Consider the following 17,792-nt stretch of genomic DNA (forward strand, 5'->3'; position numbering starts at 1 on the left):
CCGCTCAAGCACGAAATGAAAGATGGGTTTCGGATTGTTTCGGTCCGGCGCGACCCAGTTTCATGGCTGAAACAAAGAAAAACGCCCCGGAGCCTGGCTCCGGGGCGTTCGATCAGCGTCTCTTCCGCTCAGTTCGCCAGGCGGCGAAGGAAGGACGGAATCTCGAGGTCGTCGTCTTCGGCGTGACCTGCCTGATAGTCCTGCGTCGGCTGGGCCGACTGGGACTGACGCAGTTGCTGGGTCGTGCGGTTCGACGACGGCTGCGGCGCATAGGACGGCTGCTGCTGCTGTTGCGGCTGCTGGCGCTTCTTGCCGAACAGGCTCCAGCCGCTGCGACGATGATCACGGTCGTCGTAGTATTCTTCTTCGGCGACCGGCTGCTGCTCTTCGCGGCGCGGGGCCGGACGGGCTTGCGGCTGTTGCGGCTGGCCGCGATCGAAATAGAGGTCGCCTTGCGAGGCGGCGACAGGCTGGGCGCGGACGGCGCCGGATTCGTATTCCTCGACCCAGGGGTCGACGATCGGCTCCAGATTGCGGGGCGCGTCGTGGATCACCGGCTCAGGGCGCGGCTCGGGCGCACGGGCGGCCGAGGCTTCATAGGCGGAGGCCGGCTCGGGCGCGCGGACCGGTTCGCGCACCGGCTCGATGCGGACTTCGGGCTGGCGCGGCGCGGCGGCGTGGGTGGTCGGGCGACGGTCCGAGAAGGCCGAACCTTGCGGCTCGATCTTCTGGATGACGGCCTCGTCCATGCCGGTGGCGACGACCGAGACGCGGATCTTGCCGTCCAGAGCGGGGTCGAAGGCGGCGCCGAAGATGATGTTGGCGTCGCCGTCCACTTCGGCGGCGATGGCGTTGGCGGCCTCGTCCACTTCCAGCAGGGTCATGTCCAGACCGCCGGTGATGTTCACCAGCACGGCCTTGGCGCCCTTGAGGCTGGTCTCGTCCAGCAGCGGGTTGGCAATGGCGTTCTGAGCCGCCAGCAGGGCGCGGTCGTCGCCCGTGGCCTCGCCCGTGCCCATCATCGCCTTGCCCATTTCGGACATGACGGCGCGCACGTCGGCGAAGTCGAGGTTGATCAGGCCGGGCAGGATCATCAGGTCGGTGATCGAACGCACGCCCGAGTGCAGCACCTGGTCGGCCATGCCGAAGGCGTCGGCGAAGGTGGTGCGCTCGTTGGCGACGCGGAACAGGTTCTGGTTCGGAATGACGATCAGGGTGTCGACGTAGCGTTGCAGCTCGGCGACGCCCGAGTCCGCCAGACGCATGCGGTGACGGCCTTCGAAGGTGAAGGGCTTGGTGACGACGCCGACGGTCAGGATGCCGCGGTCACGAGCGCACTTGGCGATGACCGGGGCCGCGCCGGTGCCGGTGCCGCCGCCCATGCCGCAGGTGATGAAGACCATGTGCGCGCCGTCCAGGTGCGCGTGGATTTCGTCAGCGCTCTCCTCGGCGGCGTTCATGCCGACTTCGGGGTGGGCGCCGGCGCCGAGGCCCTGGGTGATGGTCTCGCCCAACTGGATGCGGCGGTCGGTCTTGGCGAAGCTGAGGTGCTGGGCGTCGGTGTTGGCGACGACGAACTCGACCCCTTCAAGGCCGGCGTCGATCATGTTGTTCACGGCGTTTCCGCCCGCGCCGCCGACGCCGAAGACGACGATCCGGGGCTTCAGTTCCGTGTGTTGCGGCTTCACCAGCGAGAGAGACATGATTGTTGTTCCGACCTTCCGACCCTTGCCCGTTAACCCCAGTGCGAAATCCCCGCCGAATCGCATTGGTTATGAGCGCGTTAAGCAAAACCCTGTCTGCGTTAACGAAGAGTTACTCCGGTAATATGAGTCGGCTGATTTGACAGCCCGCTTCCGCAGCTTGGCCGCAGATTTCCTTCATTTTTTAGGCTGTTGGCGTCCAAAAGGAAAAAGGGCGGCTCTTGCGAGCCGCCCTTTCCGTTTCAGATCGAACCGAACTTACCAGGGACGGTAGTTCAGGCCGATGAAGTAGCGCGTGCCGTAGGGGTCGAAGTTCGGATACAGGGTAAATCCGAGCTGCGGCGCCGGCTCGGCGTCGAAGGCGTTGACCACGCCGGCGCGAACCGACAGGTCCTCACGAACGTTCCAGCGCACCGTAAAGTCGTGACGGGCGAAGTTACCCGTGTCCATGTACTGGGGCAGGCGCGAGTCGGCGTTGTTGACCAAGGTGCGAGCAAAAGTGATGTTCTGAGCGGTCTGCCAGTCCATCGACCAATTCACACTCCACTTGTCGTTCGGCGTCCAGGTCAGCGAAGACGTCATACGAACCCGCGGATAGGTCAATAGACTTGCCGATTCCGTGTAGTCGTTCGGGTTTTGGGCGTTGTTGAAGTTCTTCTGCTCGATCAGCCAGGTGCCGTTCAGGCTGTAATTCAGGCGGCCCAGCTGAAGGCCCAGAGTTTCCTCCAGATCCATCGAGTAGCGGGCGTTGAAGTCCAGGCCGCGCGTGGAGCGCTTGGCATAGTTGATCGAACCCTGGATGTAACCCCCGATCGGGTCGCCGGTCGGGGCGCCGACACCAAACGGCACGTTCGGGTTGTTGCGGAAGACGGTGGCGCAAGCCGCCGTGTTCAGGGTCGAGCCGTTGACGCAGTTCTCTGCCGCAACCGTCGACGTGACCGCCGCGATGACGTTCGTCAGCTCGATTTCAAAGTAGTCGAGCACCAGGCTGAAGTTCGGGATGAAGCGCGGTTGCAGCACCGTCGAGAAGGTGAAGCTTTCCGACTCTTCCGGCTTGAGGAAGGGGTTGCCGCCGCTCACGCCAGCGATGCTGGACGTGCTGTAGAGCAGACCAAAGTCATCGGTGTTCGTCGGCGTGGCGCCGGCGAAGTCGAAGGTCAGGCCTTGCTGAGCCGCCAGAGCGGTACAGTTTTTGATTCGGTTATCGCGATACTGAACGTTGGCCGCCGCGTTGATGTTGGCCGTGGTGCAGGGATCGCCCGAACCGAAGAAGGTGAAGGTCTGGCTATACGGCCGGAAGCTTTCGAAGAGGTTCGGCGAGCGCAGCGAGGTGTTGAAGCTGGTCTTGAACGTGATGTCCTGGATCGGACGATAGATCAGGTTGACGCCGTAGACGTCGCCCGAACCGGTCGTGGTGTAGTCGAAGTAGCGGTACGAGCCGCTCAGCTCAGCGTACTCACCGAGGAAGTTGTCGCGGAACAGCGGCACCGACAGCTCAGCGAACACTTCGTTCGACTCGTACTGGACGCCCGGCATGTCAGCGCCGGTGTTCAGGAACAGGAAGCGGTCGCCAGTTTCGCGATCGCGTCCCGTGGCTTCCGTGTACTCGCGACGATATTCCGCGCCCACGGCGATGCCCAGAGCGCCGGCGCCCCAGAAGTCCCACAGCTGGCCGGAGACCGAAGCCAGGGCTTGCTCCTGCTCGTTCCGTTCCGTCACGCCGACTTCGGCGTAGAGGTACTTCAGAGCCTCGGCGCTTTGGTTGCCGGCGCCGAAGATGTTCAGCGGCTGGCACTCATTGATCGCCGCCTTGCCGACGGCCGAATCGCGCACGTCGCCGCCGCGGATGTAGTCCGTAATCGGACGTCCTTGGGCCTGGAGCAGTTGCGCGCGGCAAACGATCTGGCCTGCGCGGCCAGCGACGATGCCAGCGGTATCCACGACCGCGTCCGACGCGAATGCCATGCGCTCGACATCGACGCCGTTCTCACGGTTGACGACCTCGACCTGACCATAGGTGTAGCCGATGTCCCACGAGACGTTCTTCACGAAGCCGACGCGATCATGATTACCGTCGAACGAGATGACGCCGCGCCACAGATCGCGGGTGTTCAACTGGCTACGGTCAGGACCGCGCAGCGCCGAGCGGGCATAGGGAGCAGCAGCCGTGCCGAGCAGTTGCCCCGGCAGGTCCGCCGTCGGCTGGCTGTAGATGTTGATCCGGTTGTTCTGGATCGCCGTCTTCAGGTTCGCCGGCATATAGGCGTTGTCGCTGAGGCGGATATCATAGGCGCTGCTGCCCCGGATCTGCGAGATCGAGGTCGCGGCAGCACGGTCCGAGATGAAGATGTCGAAGAAGGTCGGCTGACCTTCGTCGAAGGTCTTCTCGGTCACATACTTGGCTTCAAGGTGCGCGTTGATCGAATCGGTGATCTTGTAGTGGGAGCCGACCTGGTAGCGCTGCGATTCCGAACGCGGAACCTGCGAATACTGGCCGTACTCCGAGGCCAGCTCACCGTCCCCGCCGACGTTCAGAACGCGTTGAATACCGGTGCCGACCCGCGTGCCGAAATCAGCAAGGCGCGCGCCCGTTCCGTCAAAGACGTAGGAGTATCCGGGGTTCAGAGCCGTACAGTTGGTGTTGGTGTAGTTGGCCGTAGCCGGGTTAGCGCCGACCGTGCCGCAGCTGCTGTACGGGAGATCCGGGTCGTTGAGGGGGCTGCCGGGCTGGTTGTTCGCCAGGTTGACAATGCCCCAGCGCAGACGTTGCATCGTCCTCAGATTGCTGAACAGGGTGGTGTCGATAATCCCGTCATAGGGATTGGCTACCGTATCCGCGTCGGTGGTCACCAGGCTGGTCGAGCGCGCCAGCCAGTCGACCTGGTTGGTGCGAACTTCGTCCAGCTTCTCGTATTCGGCGAACCCGTACAGGTTCAGGCGGTCGTCAAAGAAATTCTTGCCGAGCAGCGCGGAGATACGCTTGTTGCTTTGCCCACCCTGGTTCTTCTGGCCGTAGTTGCCGTCGATCTCGAGACCTTCGAAATCCTTGCGCAGGACGAAGTTCAGCACGCCCGACACAGCGTCGGCGCCATAGATCGAGGAGGCGCCGCCGGTGACGATTTCCACATTCTGGATCAGCAGGCGCGGAATGGCGTCGACATCGACGGACAGCGTGCCGCCGTTGGAGCCGACGTGACGGCGTCCATCAACTAGCGTCAGCGTGCGGCCCGAACCCAGCGAGCGCAGGTTGGCGAACGACAGACCACCATCCCCCAGACCCGAACCCGTGGTGTCGGACGGCACGACCGAGTTCGACAGGGCCGGAATCGTGGCCAGATAGTCGATCATGGTGTTCTGACCGGTAGTCAGCAGCGTCTCGCGCGAGACCTGGATCAGCGGCGTCGGGGAGGTGGTTGGGTCGCGACGGATGCGCGAACCGGTGACGACGATTTCATCGACCGTCGTGCTCTCTTCGCGCTGTGCGGCAGGCGCCGTCTGAGCGAAGGCCGGAGCCGAAATGGCGATGACGCCGGCCAGGACGGTCGTCCCGAATAGATAGTTGCGCTTCAGGTGCATTTGTATTTGGCCCCAACCTTGATTGAACTGCAGCACAGCGGAATCACGCAAGGCGACCCACATGTCAGATCGTCCCGTCTAATCGAAAATGCCGCACGGACAAGCTTTGTGACCCAAATCAGGCCATAGGGCGTCAAACGTGTAACAATGAGGACACAGTCTGGTCATACATGACCGATGATCGTTCCTTGAGCGTAGATCATTCTTCAGTTTCGAGAAAAGCTGCACGAATGATGCACGATTTTTCGCACTCAAACATTTGGGCGCATCTCGCAACCAGACGGCGTGCGATCAAATAGGACCGTAGTAGGGCGAGTTTCGTCGAGGGGTGCAGCCGCGTCGCGACTAGAGGTTGTCGCGCAGCCAGCCGGCGGCGCGGGCCACCATGCCGCCGCGGTGCACCTTGGGGGCGTCGGCGGCGGTGATCTGACGGGACATCAGCTTGCGGGCGGAGACGGCCTCGCGCGGGCCGTAGGCGGCGCGCAGCAGGACGCCCGAGGCCGAGCAGAAGGCCGGGCCGGAGGCCGCGTCGGCCAGGTGGGGCGCACGCTGCGGCTTGCCCAGGCGGACCGGGCGGTCGAACACGCGCACGGCCAGTTCGCGCACGCCGTTCAGCTGGCTGGCGCCGCCGGTCAGGACGATGCCCGCGCCCGGGTCCATGCCGACGCCGGCGTGTTTCAGGCGGTCGCGCAGCAGCTCCAGCGTCTCCTCGACGCGCGGGGCTATGACGGTCTTGAGCATGGCGCGCGGGACAATGACGGGACCGGCGGACGGGTCCTCGCCGCGCGGCGGAGCCTCCAGCATCTCGCGGTCCTCGTTCGCCGACGCCATGGCCGAGCCGTGCAAGGTTTTCAGGCGTTCGGCGCCGACCTTGGAGGTCGACAGGCCGCGCGCGATGTCGGCGGTGACGTGATCGCCGCCGACGTTGAGGCTTTCGATATGCAGCAGGCTGCGTCCGCCCCATACGGCCGCCGAGGTCGAACCCCCGCCCATGTCGATGCAGACGCTGCCCAGCTCCATCTCGTCCTCTTCCAGCGCGGCGAGCGAGGAGACGACGGGGGCGGCGGCCACGCCTTGCAGGTCAAGGTGGGCCAGTTCGAGGCAGTGGCTGAGGGCGCCGAAGGAGCCTTCGGACATGGAGACGACCAGCAGGTCCAGCCCCAGCGAGCCGCCGCGCATCGAGCGCGGATCGTGGACGCCGCGCGCCCCGTCCACCGACCAGGCGATGGGCAAGACGTGGATCGGGCGGCGATTGGGCAGGCGGATCTGGGCCAGGGCCATACCGATGGCGCGGGCCAGGTCGCCGTCGCTGATCGGATGGGCGCCCAGCGAGACGCGGGCCTGGACCCGGTGGCTGGCCATCTGGCCGATGGCCGTGGTGACGATGACGCCGGAGACGGGCGAGCCGGCGGCGCGTTCGGCGCGCTCGACCGCATGGCCGATAGCCTGGGCGGCCTCGTCCATGTTGACGATGGCCCCGCCGCGCACCCCGCGCGACTGGACGTGGCTGGCCCCCGCGACGCGGATGGTGCGGTCGGCGTGGCGCACGCCCTCGGGCTTCATGATGAAGCAGGCGACCTTGGACTGGCCCAGGTCGAGCGCGGCCACGGCCGGTGCGCGCGGGGCGCCCTTGGTCTGGTCCGTGTTCGTGTCTCGGCTGCGTCCGGCCATGATGCGTGTGTCCTGGGTATTCGTGTCAGACGGCGCCTTCGGAGGGCCGGACGGCGACCTCCTCGGGCGTGCGGAGATCGACCCGGGCGAAGCCCAGGTCGAGAAGGCGTTCGCGCTGATCCAGGGCGTCGAGACGGATCAGGGCGGAGTCCTGATCGACGGCGGGCAGCTGGATCAGGCTGCCGTCCTTGAGGCGCAGGTCCCAGCGGCGCTCGTCCACCCGGACCAGAGCCTCGATGCGCGCCATCAGGCGCGGACGCTGGGCCAGAAGCGGCAGGATTTCAGACGCGGTCTGATCGGCGCCCTTGCCGACGACCAGCGGCAGCCTGGGATAACGGCCGGCGTCGGCGCCCTGGATCACCTGGCCCCGGCTGTCGATGACATAGGCCTGGCCGGCGATCTGCCAGACGGCCAGGCGGTCGTGTTCCTTGACGTCGACGATCAGGGTGTCGGGCAGCAGACGCACCACGCGCGCCTCCTTGACCCAGCCCACAGCCTGAACCCGGTCGCGCACGGCGTTGAGGTCCAGGCTGACGATGGGCTGGTCGGCGCTGACGCCGACGGCCTGCTGGATCGCCGCCTTGGCCTCGGGCGAGGCGCCGGTGACGTGGACCTTCTTCACCTTCAGACCCATGCCGGAGGTGACGCTGTCAAACCGGTTGGAAACCGAATTGGAGATGCGCTCGGCCCGCGCCCCGGTGGCCAGGACCCCGCCCAGCACCACGACGCCCGCCACGATGGAGATGACAACGGCGCGCGGAGACAGGTCCAGCCGACCGATGGCGGCGACCTTGCCCGGCGTAGCCGGAGCGTTACGGGAGCCCTTTTGTGGCCCCTTACCCTTCGTCGAACCCTGTCGCCGACCGCCACGCACTACCGCGGGCATGAGGCGTCCTCCACCATCCACCGAACCAGATCACGATACGCCATCCCGACATAGGCCGCCTGCTCGGGACTGAGCGAGGTCGGCGTCATGCCGGGCTGGGTGTTGACCTCCAGAAGAACGAGAACGTCGTTAACATCGTCATAACGGAAGTCGGATCGCGACACGCCGCGGCAGCCCATGGCCGTGTGGGCCAGCTCCGACTGGCGCAAAGCCGCCTCGAAGACGTGGGCGGGCAGGCCTTCGGCGGGCAGGACGTGCTTGGAGCCGCCCGGCGCATATTTGGCTTCGTAGTCGTAGAAGCCCTTGGTTGGGGTGATGTCGGTAACGGTCAGGGCGCGCGGGCCGGCGGCCTCGCCCAGAACCGTGACGGCCAGTTCCTTGCCCGCGATGAAGGGCTCGACCATGACCAGATCGCCATAGGTCCAGCTGTCGTCGCCGACGATGGCGCAGGGCGCGTCGCCCGGCTGGATGACATAGACGCCGACGGAGGAGCCTTCGGCGTTCGGCTTGATGACATAGGGGGGCGCAATCACGTGGTCCGCCGCCACCGCCATACGGTCGAACAGACCGCCGCCAGGAACGATGACGCCCGCCGCGCGCAGCACGGCCTTGGACTTGTCCTTGTCCATCGCCAGGGCCGAGGCCAGGACGCCGGAGTGGGTGTAGGGGATCTTCAGCGTTTCCAGCACGCCCTGGACGCAACCGTCCTCTCCCCATTCGCCGTGCAGGGCGTTGAAGACGACGTCAGGTTTCAGGACCGTCAGCACCTGGGCCAGATCGCGACCGGCGTCGACGCGCGTGACCTTGGCCGCCTGCCCTTCCAGGGCGTCGGCGCAGCCGCGACCGGACGACAGCGAAACCTCGCGTTCCGACGACAGGCCGCCCATCAGGACAGCGACGTGGAGGGTGTTCAGGGGCGCGCGCATGGGACGATCCGACTACTAGCCCGCCCCTATCGCCTGAATACGGTTAACCAGCTGGAAACGATAGCGGAGCGGGGGCGAATTTACGCAGCCGGGAATGCAGCCGCGCAGCGACCCGGTGGCGAAAATCGAGGCACGACCGCGCTGCTTTCTCCACCGAGGGTCAGATCGTGCAGATTTTTATCCCAAAGGCCAAAAGCGTCACACCGATAAGCGGGAGCAGCACACCAGCCAGAAAGGATAGGGCGGCGCTCAACATAATCCGGTTCGCCATTTTCATTCGCTGCATGGCTGCCGGATCAACAGGAAGGCTCGGGTTCGTTCTAAAATTCAGTAGGTGGCTGGCTGCAACACCAAAATGAATGTGCCAAACGCGGCCAACCCAGCCACACAAAATTAAGCCCAAGAGAAACAGCCATGCCGAGGGGACAAGCCACGTTTCTCTTGTCGGATTAGACGCAATGCGCTGCGCAACAGCAGCTAGGCCAGCTGCATTTGCGAGGGCCAACCAGACGATGGTTCGCTTGTGCCAATCATCGACTAGGCGCCCAGCCCGCTCGATGAACAGGTTGACGTCTGCTTCATGGCGGTGCCCATTCTCGTCGGTCATACTTGTCCCCTCAGCAAGGCTGTAGCGACAGTATCAATGGCTCAGACGGCGACCAGAATTAGTTAACGCGCATTCCCCACTAGCGCCTCAACGAGAGCGCCCGATCCGCTTGATTTCCCAGTCCAGCTGAACGCCGGTCTTGGCCAGGACATCCGCCCGAACCGCCTCGCCCAGAGCTTCGATGTCGGCGGCGGTGGCGTCGCCCGGGTTGATAATGAAGTTGGAGTGCAGTTCGCTGAACCTGGCCCCTCCCCCGGTCTCGGCGTGCAGCTTGCCGCGCCAGCCCGCGTCATCGACCAGCTTCCACGACGAATGGCCCTCAGGGTTCTTGAAGGTCGAGCCGCCGGTCTTTTCGCGGATCGGCTGGGTCGTCTCGCGACGGCTGGTGATCTCGCCGATACGGGCGGAAACAGCCTCGGGAGCGTCGGGCGCGCCGCGATAGGTCGCCTCCATCCAGATGATGTCGGCGGGGGCGTTGGAATGGCGATAGGTGTAGCCGAAGTCGGCCAGCACCAACTCGATGCGCTGCCCCCGACGGGTCAGGCCCCAGGCCGAGACCAGAACGTCCTTGGTTTCCGCGCCGTAGCAGCCCGCGTTCATGGTCAGGGCGCCGCCGATGGTGCCCGGAATGCCCGCATAGAACTCCAGCCCGGCGATGCCCGCCTTGGCCGAGGCCTTGGCCACCATGGAGTCCAGCGCGCCCGCGCCGACGGTCAGGGTCTCGCCCTCGGTCGTGATGGCGGCGAAGGCGCGACCCGCCAGACGGATCACCACGCCCTCGACCCCGCCGTCGCGCACGATCAGGTTGGAGCCGACGCCGATGACGGTGACGGGCACGGCGTCGGGCAGAGCCTTCAGGAAGTCGGCCAAATCCTCGGCGTCCGCCGGAATGAACAGGGCGTCCGCCGCCCCGCCCACGCGGAACCAGGTGTAGGGCCCCAGCGGCTCGTTCAGCAGCAGCTTGCCGCGCACGGCGGGGAGGGTGTCAGTCCAGGACATCTATTAATCCGCTCATCCCGGCAGACGCCGGGATCCAGTTCTTTGGCTGCATCCAGCCGTTTGGCGTTCCGACCGATGTAGGGCGGCAAAGGCGCGTCGTGAAGCTCTCACTGGATCCCGGCGTCCGCCGGGATGAGCGGGAGCCAATGATCTAGGCGAGGGCTTCAAGCTGCGCCGGCAGGGCGTAGGCCCAACTGGTGATGTCGCCGGCGCCGAGCAGGACGACCAGATCGCCCGGCCTGGCTTCGTCCTTGATGACGCGCGGCAGGACGGCGGCGTTTTCGAGGGCGGCGACCTGACGGTGGCCATAGCGGCGGATGCCGTCGACCAGAGCATGCTTGTCGACGCCTTCGATCGGCTGCTCGCCCGCCGGATAGACGTCGGCGACCAGAACGCTGTCGGCATCCGAGAAACAGGTGGAGAAGTCGGCCATCAGGTCGCGCAGGCGGGTGTAGCGATGCGGCTGGACCACGGCGATGACGCGCCCCGGGGCCTCGGCGTTTTGGACGACCTGACGGGCGGCCTTCAGCACGGCGGCGATCTCCACAGGGTGGTGGCCGTAGTCGTCGATGATGCGCACGCCGCCGACCACGCCCGTGGTGGTGAAGCGCCGCTTGACCCCGCCGAAGCCGGCCAGACCGGCGCGCAGGGCGTCGTCGTCCACGCCCAGTTCGCGGGCCACGGCGATGGCCGCCAGCGAGTTGGAGACGTTGTGCCAGCCGGCCATGGGCAGATAGAGGCCCTCGATCCGCGTCGGCTCGTCCAGAGCGGCCAGACCCTGACCCTGCACCACCACGTCGAAGCGGGCGCCGTCAGGCGCCATCTGCACGTTCTCGGCGCGGACCATGGCCTGCGGGTTCAGGCCGTAGGTGACCAGGCGGCGGTTATCGATCTTGGCCGCCAGCTTCTGCACTTCCGGATGGTCCAGGCAGACCACGCCGAAGCCGTAGAAGGGAATGTCCTCGATGAAGTCGCAGAAGGCCTTCTTCACCGCATCGAAGTCGCCGTAGTGGTCCAGGTGTTCCGGGTCGATGTTGGTGATGATCGCCACGGTGCATTTCAGGCGCAGGAAGCTGCCGTCGCTCTCGTCGGCCTCGACCACGATCCAGTCGCCCTCGCCGACCTTGGCGTTGGTGCCGTAGGCGTTGATGATGCCGCCGTTGACCACCGTCGGGTCCATGCCCGCAGCATCCAGCAGACAGGCGACCATCGAGGTCGTCGTGGTTTTGCCGTGGGTGCCCCCGACGCCGATCGAGAATTGCAGACGCATCAGCTCGGCCAGCATCTCGGCCCGGCGGACCAGAGGAATGCGGCGTTCGCGCGCGGCGACCAGTTCCGGGTTCGTCGCCTTGACTGCGGTCGAATAGACCACTGCCGAGACGCCCTCGGTCACGTGCGCCGCGTCATGGCCGATGTAGATGCGGGCGCCCAGGCGCTCCAGCCGCTCGGTGTTGGCGCTGGCCTTGGCGTCCGAGCCCTGCACCTGATAGCCGATCTTCAGCATGATCTCGGCGATGCCGCTCATGCCGATGCCGCCGATACCGACGAAGTGGACAGGCCCAAGGGCGAACGGGACGGGACGAAGGCGTGCGATCATCCCAGCGCATTAGCAAGCCGCGCGCCCGATTGCACGACCCTGTTTCCTCCTCCCCTTGCAGGGAAGGTGGCGGCCGCTGGCCGACGGATGAAGGGTTTCGCAGAGGTTGGGATGAGCGAGCGGGGTCAATGCCCCGCAACCCCTCATCCGACCTCGCTCCGCTCGGCCACCTTCTCCCGCAAGGGGAGAAGGGTTCTCTCGATTTGCCGGGATCTTAAGTTTGGTTACTCCGCCTTAACCGTAAGGATTCACCATAAGCGTCTCATCTGTCCGGGGCCGCTTATTCCATGTCCGAGTTGAAGACCGACGTCATCCTGCGGGGCGATTGCATCGAGGTGCTGAAGGGCCTGCCGGACAAGTCGGTGGACATGGTCTTCGCCGACCCGCCCTATAATCTGCAGTTGGGCGGCGACCTGCTGCGACCCGACAATTCCAAGGTCGACGCGGTCGACGACGACTGGGACAAGTTCGACAGCTTCGCCGCCTATGACGCCTTCACCCGTGCCTGGCTGGGCGAATGCCGCCGGGTGCTGAAGGACGAGGGCTCGCTCTGGGTCATCGGCAGTTATCACAACATCTTCCGGCTGGGCTCGGCGATGCAGGACCTGGGCTTCTGGGTGCTGAACGACATCATCTGGCGCAAGTCCAACCCGATGCCGAACTTCAAGGGCACGCGCTTCACCAACGCCCATGAGACCCTGATCTGGGCCGCCAAGTCGCGCGAGCAGAAGCGCTACACCTTCAACTACGACGCCATGAAGGTCTTCAACGAAGACACCCAGATGCGTTCGGACTGGACCCTGGCCCTGTGCACCGGCGCCGAGCGGATCAAGGACGAGAACGGCGACAAGGCCCACCCGACCCAGAAGCCCGAGGGCCTGCTGCACCGGGTCATCCTGTCGGCCTCGCGTCCCGGCGACGTCATCCTAGATCCCTTCTTCGGCACCGGCACCACCGGAGCCGCGGCCAAGCGTCTGGGCCGTCGTTTCATCGGCATCGAACGCGACGAGGGCTACGCCAAGGTCGCCGAGAAGCGCATCAAGGCCGTCATCCCGACCGCGCCTGAGGATCTGGTCGTCACCGGCTCCAAGCGGGCCGAGGTCAAGGTGCCGTTCGGCGCCCTGGTCGAAGCGGGTCTGCTGGCCCCCGGCGACAAGCTCTACTGCCCCAAGGGCGACCATGAGGCCCGCGTGCGGGCCGACGGTTCGCTGGTATCCGGCTCCATGAGCGGCTCGATCCACAAGCTGGGCGCCCTGCTAGAAAACGCCCCGGCGTGCAACGGTTGGACCTACTGGCGGTTCAAGACCGATACGGGCCTGCGCCCCATCGACGCCCTGCGCGCCGAGATCCGCGCCGGGATGCAGTAGGCCGAGGATGGAAGGGTTCCGGTAAGCGCCGGGCGGGACTGACAAATATCGCTCCAGCCAAGCTGGAACCCCCCTTCATCGGCCTGTGTTGAGGATTCTAGCGCCATCGGGGGCGCTGGAGTCGGATCATGAAGATTGCTCAGGTCACGCCCCTCTACGAGGCGGTGCCGCCCCGGCTTTACGGCGGCACGGAACGGGTCGTGGCCCATCTGACGGACGCCCTGGTCGATCTGGGGCACGACGTCACCCTGTTCGCCAGCGCCGACGCTGAGACACGCGCGCGGCTGGTGCCGGTGCGCGATCAGGCCATCCGGCTGGACCCGGAGCCGCTGAAATCCGACATGGCCGCGCATATGACCATGCTGGCCGAGGTGCTGGATCGCGCCGACGACTTCGACGTGATCCATTTTCACACCGACATGGCGCATTTCCCCTTCTTCCGCGCTCTGGCGGACAAGACGGTCACCACCCTGCACGGGCGGCTCGACCTGAAGGACCTGGCGGAGGTCTATGAGCGCTGGCCCGAGTTCGGCCTGGTCTCCATCTCCGACGATCAACGCCGCCCCCTGCCCGGCGCCAACTGGAAGGCGACCGTGCACCACGGAATGTCGGGGGACCTCTATCGCTTCTCGCCGAAGACCGAGGGCTATCTGGCCTTCCTGGGGCGCATCTCGCCCGAGAAGCGTCCCGACCGCGCGATCGATATCGCCATGCGCCTGGGCAAGCCGCTGAAGATCGCGGCCAAGGTCGATGCGGCGGACAAGACCTATTGGGAAACCGTCATCCGGCCCATGATCGACGGCAATCCCCTGATCGAATTCATCGGCGAAATCGGCGACGCGCGGAAGTCCGCCTTCCTCGGTGGGGCTGAAGCCCTGCTCTTCCCCATCGACTGGCCTGAGCCGTTCGGACTGGTGATGATCGAGGCCATGGCCTGCGGCACGCCGGTCGTGGCATTCCGCTGCGGGTCGACGCCGGAAATCATCGAGGACGGCGCCACCGGCTTTCTGGTGGACACGCTGGAACAGGCCGTGGCCGCCGCCGGCCGGGCGCACAGACTGGACCGCGACGCGATCCGGGCGCGGTTCGATCTGCGCTTCTCGGCCACGGCCATGGCCCGGCGCTATCTCGACGTTTACGGCGACCTGCTGGCCCGACGCCCTTTCGCGGTCGATGTTCTGGACGACAGCCCGGCGCGACCCTTTCGCGAAGCGCGCAGTTTCGCCGGCCGCGTCTGAACCCTTTCGCCCCTCTGGCCATTAGGTAGAGCATGGACGACGCCTATTCGGTCCAGACCACCGCCGCCGACAACAGCGATCAGGACGGGCTAGAGACCCTGATGGCGCTGAAGGACTGCGACACCTTCCTGGTCGCGGACCATTGGGGCGATGTGAAGAGCGGCGCCGACGGCCTGTTCGATCAGGACACGCGGATGCTGTCGCATTTCGTCCTGACGGTGGGGCGGACTCGGCCGTCGCGGCTCAGTTCCGGCGTGACCGAGGACAACGTCTTCTTCACCTGCCACTCGACCAACCGCCCCCTGCCGCCCATGGGCGGGCGCTCGGCCCCGGCGGGGGTGCTGCATCTGGAGCGACGGCGCTACCTCTGGGACAAGAGGCTGTTCGAGCGGGTGCGGATGGTCAACCACGGCATCGAGGACATCCTGTTGCCGCTGGCCTTCGAATTCGGGGCCGACTTCGCCGACATCTTCCAGGTGCGGGGCACGGCGCGAGCGGCGCGCGGCGAATTTCATCCGCCCGTCATGGACGGACGCAGGGTGACCTTCAGCTACACCGGACTGGATCAGGTCACGCGGACCAGTTGCCTGGCCTTTTCCGAGCCGCCCGCGCGGCTGAGCCCGAACCGGGCCGAGTTCATGTTCAGCCTGCCCAAGGGCAAGCAACTGGATCTGTTCATCGAATGCGGTCTGGACGTCTGCGACGCGCCGGACCAGGAGCGCTGGCGCTGGAACTCCATCCAGGCGCGTCTGGCCATGCGCAAACGGCTGCGGCGAGGCGCGGGCGTGCTGGCTCCGCGCAATCCGCGCGTCAACGACTGGCTGAGGCAGTCGCGCACGGACGTGGCCCTGCTGACCACCGACCTGCCGACCGGCCCCTACCCCTACGCCGGCGTGCCGTGGTTCTCGACCCCGTTCGGGCGAGACGGGATCATCACCGCCTGGCAGATGCTGTGGATCGATCCCAGCCTGGCCAAGGGGGTGCTGACCTATCTGGCGGCGCGCCAGGCGACCGAGGTCAACGCCTTCATGGATTCCGCGCCCGGCAAGATCATGCACGAGACGCGCGGCGGCGAGATGTCCGCGCTCGGCGAGGTGCCGTTCGGCCTCTATTACGGAGGGGTCGACACCACCTGCCTGTTCATCGCCCTGGCCGGCGCCTACGCCCATCGCACGGGCGATCTGGCGACCATCCGCGCCATGTGGCCGAACCTGATCGCGGCGGCCGGCTGGATGACCGACTACGGCGACAGTAACGGCGACGGCCTGATCGACTATGCGCGGGGGGCGGACACCGGACTGTCCAATCAGGGCTGGAAGGATTCCGAGGACTCCATCTTCTACAGCGACGGACGCTTTCCCAAGGGGCCGATCGCCCTGCTGGAGGTGCAGGGCTACGCCTATGCCGCGTGGAAGGCGCTGGCCAGAATGGGCGAACTGCTGGGCGACGGGCGCGTGGAGGAATGGCGGGCCCAGGCCGAGCGTGTGCGCGCTGCGGTCGAGGAGCGCTACTGGATGGAGGACGAAGGCTTCTACGCCATCGCTCTGGATGGCGACGGCGAGCAGTGCCGCGCCATCGGATCGAACGCCGGCCACCTGCTGTTCAGCGGCCTGCCCTCGCACGAGAGGGCGCGGCGGGTGACGCGGCGGATGCTGACGGCCGAGTTCCGCTCGGGCTGGGGCCTGCGGACCCTGGGCAAGGGCCAGACGCGCTTCAATCCGATGAGCTATCACAACGGCTCGGTCTGGCCGCACGACACGGCCATGGCGGCGGCCGGCATGGCGCGCTATGGCGAGCGGCGCGCGGTGGCCATGCTGCTGGGCGAGATCTTCGGCGCGGCGGCGCATTTCGAGCTTCGCCTGCCCGAACTGTTCTGCGGCTTCATCCGCGAGACCGGCGAGCCGCCCATCGCCTATCCGGTCGCCTGCCTGCCCCAGGCCTGGGCGGCGGGATCGGTCTTCCTGATGCTGCAATCGGTGCTGGGCGTGTCGATCAATGCGGCGGAGGGTCTGGTCGAGGTGTCCAACCCCGCCCTGCCCGTCGGCCTCGACCGGCTGTCGATCATCGATCTCGCGGTCGGCGACGGCGCCATCGACCTGAACTTCCAGCGGCTGGACAAGCACGTCGTCGTCATGCCGCGCGAACGGCGCGGGACGGTCAGCCTGCGCGCGACGGGCTAGGCCGCCAGCCCCCGCTCCAGCGCCTTGCGGAACACCGTCGGCAGCGAGGCCAGCGCCGGGTCCGCCTCGGTCCACAGGAAGTCGCCTTCGCCCGCCTCGCCGACATGGACGGTCAGGGTCAGGCTGAAGTGGGTGAAGACGTGTTCGACCGCCCCCGCTTCGCGCCAATCCGACAAGGCCGGCGGATCAAAGGCGGGCGCCGCGCTCCAGTCCGAGGTCGGCAGGCCGACCATCCCGCCCAGCAGCCCCTTGTCCGGCCGCCGCACCAGGGCGACCCGACCGTCGGCGTCGCGCAGCACGAAGGCGTGACCCAGCCGGTGCGGCCGCGCGGCCTTCTTGGTCTTCAGCGGATAGCGGTCGGGCGAACCCGTGCTCAGCCCCTCGCAGCCGAAAGCCAGCGGGCAGACTTCGCACGACGGCGACTTGGGCCGGCAGACGCCGGAGCCGAGGTCCATCAGGGCCTGAGGCCAGTCGCCGGGCCGGTCGTCGCTGACGAAGAGGGCGGCCAGCCGCTTCAGCTCGGGCCGGGCGGCGGGCAGCGGCGTCTCGACCGCGAACAGCCGGCTCATGACCCGTTCGACATTGCCGTCCACGACATTGGCGGGCCGCTCGAAGGCGATGGCGGCGACGGCGGCGGCGGTATAGGCGCCCACGCCCGGCAGGGCTAGCAGGGCCGCCTCGCTGTCCGGGAAGACGCCGCCGTGGTCGCTGGCCACGGCCCGCGCGCAGGCTAGCAGGTTGCGGGCGCGGGCGTAGTAGCCCAGCCCCGCCCAGGCGGCCATCAGGTCCGCATCCTCGACGGCGGCCAGATCGCTGACCGTCGGCCAGCGGGCGGTGAAACGCTCGAAATAGGGTGCGGCGTGCGGCACCGTCGTCTGCTGCAGCATGACCTCGGACAGCCAGACTCGGTAAGGCTGCGTGCGCTCGCCCGACCCTGGCGGCGCGCGCCACGGCAGGGCCCGCGCATGGGCGTCGTACCAATCAAGCAGGGCGGCGCGGAGGGAGGGGACGTCGAGCATCGCCGCCTTCTTAGCGTCATCCC

The 17,792-nt window shown here is 66.4% G+C and carries 12 protein-coding genes; 3 read left to right on the plus strand and 9 right to left on the minus strand.

Annotated elements, in window-relative coordinates; genetic code table 11:
* Positions 1-128: 128 nt before the first annotated feature.
* The 8 genes from ftsZ to murC all read right to left on the minus strand — a co-directional run bounded on the left by ftsZ (position 129) and on the right by murC (position 11,965).
* The gene (ftsZ, locus tag AC1DJ5_RS00195) at positions 129-1,703 is read right to left on the minus strand and encodes a cell division protein FtsZ (protein ID WP_441455692.1); all 1,575 of its coding nucleotides are present in this window, start codon (positions 1,701-1,703) and stop codon (positions 129-131) included.
* A 258-nt stretch (positions 1,704-1,961) separates the two neighbouring features.
* Complete coding sequence (locus AC1DJ5_RS00200) at positions 1,962-5,279, minus strand: TonB-dependent receptor domain-containing protein (RefSeq protein ID WP_477019269.1); 3,318 nt, start codon at positions 5,277-5,279, stop codon at positions 1,962-1,964.
* 345 nt (positions 5,280-5,624) lie between these two features.
* The gene (ftsA, locus tag AC1DJ5_RS00205) at positions 5,625-6,950 is read right to left on the minus strand and encodes a cell division protein FtsA (RefSeq protein ID WP_477019270.1); all 1,326 of its coding nucleotides are present in this window, start codon (positions 6,948-6,950) and stop codon (positions 5,625-5,627) included.
* Between the two features lie 25 nt (positions 6,951-6,975).
* Complete coding sequence (locus AC1DJ5_RS00210; protein WP_477019271.1) at positions 6,976-7,836, minus strand: cell division protein FtsQ/DivIB; 861 nt, start codon at positions 7,834-7,836, stop codon at positions 6,976-6,978.
* The gene (locus tag AC1DJ5_RS00215) at positions 7,824-8,762 is read right to left on the minus strand and encodes a D-alanine--D-alanine ligase (protein WP_477019272.1); all 939 of its coding nucleotides are present in this window, start codon (positions 8,760-8,762) and stop codon (positions 7,824-7,826) included. Before AC1DJ5_RS00215 ends, AC1DJ5_RS00210 begins: the two co-directional genes overlap by 13 nt.
* A 160-nt stretch (positions 8,763-8,922) precedes the next feature.
* Complete coding sequence (locus AC1DJ5_RS00220; protein ID WP_477019273.1) at positions 8,923-9,369, minus strand: hypothetical protein; 447 nt, start codon at positions 9,367-9,369, stop codon at positions 8,923-8,925.
* Positions 9,370-9,456: 87 nt separating this feature from the next.
* Complete coding sequence (gene murB, locus AC1DJ5_RS00225; protein ID WP_477019274.1) at positions 9,457-10,368, minus strand: UDP-N-acetylmuramate dehydrogenase; 912 nt, start codon at positions 10,366-10,368, stop codon at positions 9,457-9,459.
* A 151-nt stretch (positions 10,369-10,519) separates the two neighbouring features.
* Positions 10,520-11,965, minus strand: coding sequence for a UDP-N-acetylmuramate--L-alanine ligase (murC, locus tag AC1DJ5_RS00230; protein WP_477019275.1), 1,446 nt, complete (start codon positions 11,963-11,965; stop codon positions 10,520-10,522).
* A gap of 287 nt (positions 11,966-12,252) precedes the next feature.
* Between murC and AC1DJ5_RS00235 the strand changes: the two genes are divergently transcribed.
* From AC1DJ5_RS00235 to AC1DJ5_RS00245, 3 genes are all read left to right on the plus strand, one after another.
* Entirely contained in the window at positions 12,253-13,332 is a 1,080-nt protein-coding gene (locus AC1DJ5_RS00235; RefSeq protein ID WP_441455702.1) for a site-specific DNA-methyltransferase, read from the plus strand.
* 128 nt (positions 13,333-13,460) lie between these two features.
* Positions 13,461-14,570, plus strand: coding sequence for a glycosyltransferase family 4 protein (locus AC1DJ5_RS00240; protein WP_441455704.1), 1,110 nt, complete (start codon positions 13,461-13,463; stop codon positions 14,568-14,570).
* 32 nt (positions 14,571-14,602) lie between these two features.
* Entirely contained in the window at positions 14,603-16,750 is a 2,148-nt protein-coding gene (locus AC1DJ5_RS00245) for an amylo-alpha-1,6-glucosidase (protein ID WP_477019276.1), read from the plus strand.
* On the opposite strand, the gene mutY is transcribed toward AC1DJ5_RS00245, so the two are convergent.
* Positions 16,747-17,769, minus strand: coding sequence for an A/G-specific adenine glycosylase (gene mutY, locus AC1DJ5_RS00250; RefSeq protein ID WP_477019277.1), 1,023 nt, complete (start codon positions 17,767-17,769; stop codon positions 16,747-16,749). The genes AC1DJ5_RS00245 and mutY overlap by 4 nt on opposite strands.
* Positions 17,770-17,792: the final 23 nt, after the last annotated feature.

It is taken from the genome of Brevundimonas sp. 01N35 (genome assembly GCF_056399785.1).

Coding starts and splice junctions, on each gene's coding strand:
- murB (WP_477019274.1), bottom strand. CDS start 10,368: ATGTCCTGGACTGACACCCTCCCCGCCGTGCGCGGCAAGCTGCTGCTG.
- AC1DJ5_RS00240 (WP_441455704.1), top strand. CDS start 13,461: ATGAAGATTGCTCAGGTCACGCCCCTCTACGAGGCGGTGCCGCCCCGG.
- murC (WP_477019275.1), bottom strand. CDS start 11,965: ATGATCGCACGCCTTCGTCCCGTCCCGTTCGCCCTTGGGCCTGTCCAC.
- AC1DJ5_RS00235 (WP_441455702.1), top strand. CDS start 12,253: ATGTCCGAGTTGAAGACCGACGTCATCCTGCGGGGCGATTGCATCGAG.
- AC1DJ5_RS00245 (WP_477019276.1), top strand. CDS start 14,603: ATGGACGACGCCTATTCGGTCCAGACCACCGCCGCCGACAACAGCGAT.
- ftsZ (WP_441455692.1), bottom strand. CDS start 1,703: ATGTCTCTCTCGCTGGTGAAGCCGCAACACACGGAACTGAAGCCCCGG.
- AC1DJ5_RS00215 (WP_477019272.1), bottom strand. CDS start 8,762: ATGCGCGCGCCCCTGAACACCCTCCACGTCGCTGTCCTGATGGGCGGC.
- mutY (WP_477019277.1), bottom strand. CDS start 17,769: ATGCTCGACGTCCCCTCCCTCCGCGCCGCCCTGCTTGATTGGTACGAC.
- AC1DJ5_RS00210 (WP_477019271.1), bottom strand. CDS start 7,836: ATGCCCGCGGTAGTGCGTGGCGGTCGGCGACAGGGTTCGACGAAGGGT.
- ftsA (WP_477019270.1), bottom strand. CDS start 6,950: ATGGCCGGACGCAGCCGAGACACGAACACGGACCAGACCAAGGGCGCC.
- AC1DJ5_RS00200 (WP_477019269.1), bottom strand. CDS start 5,279: ATGCACCTGAAGCGCAACTATCTATTCGGGACGACCGTCCTGGCCGGC.
- AC1DJ5_RS00220 (WP_477019273.1), bottom strand. CDS start 9,369: ATGACCGACGAGAATGGGCACCGCCATGAAGCAGACGTCAACCTGTTC.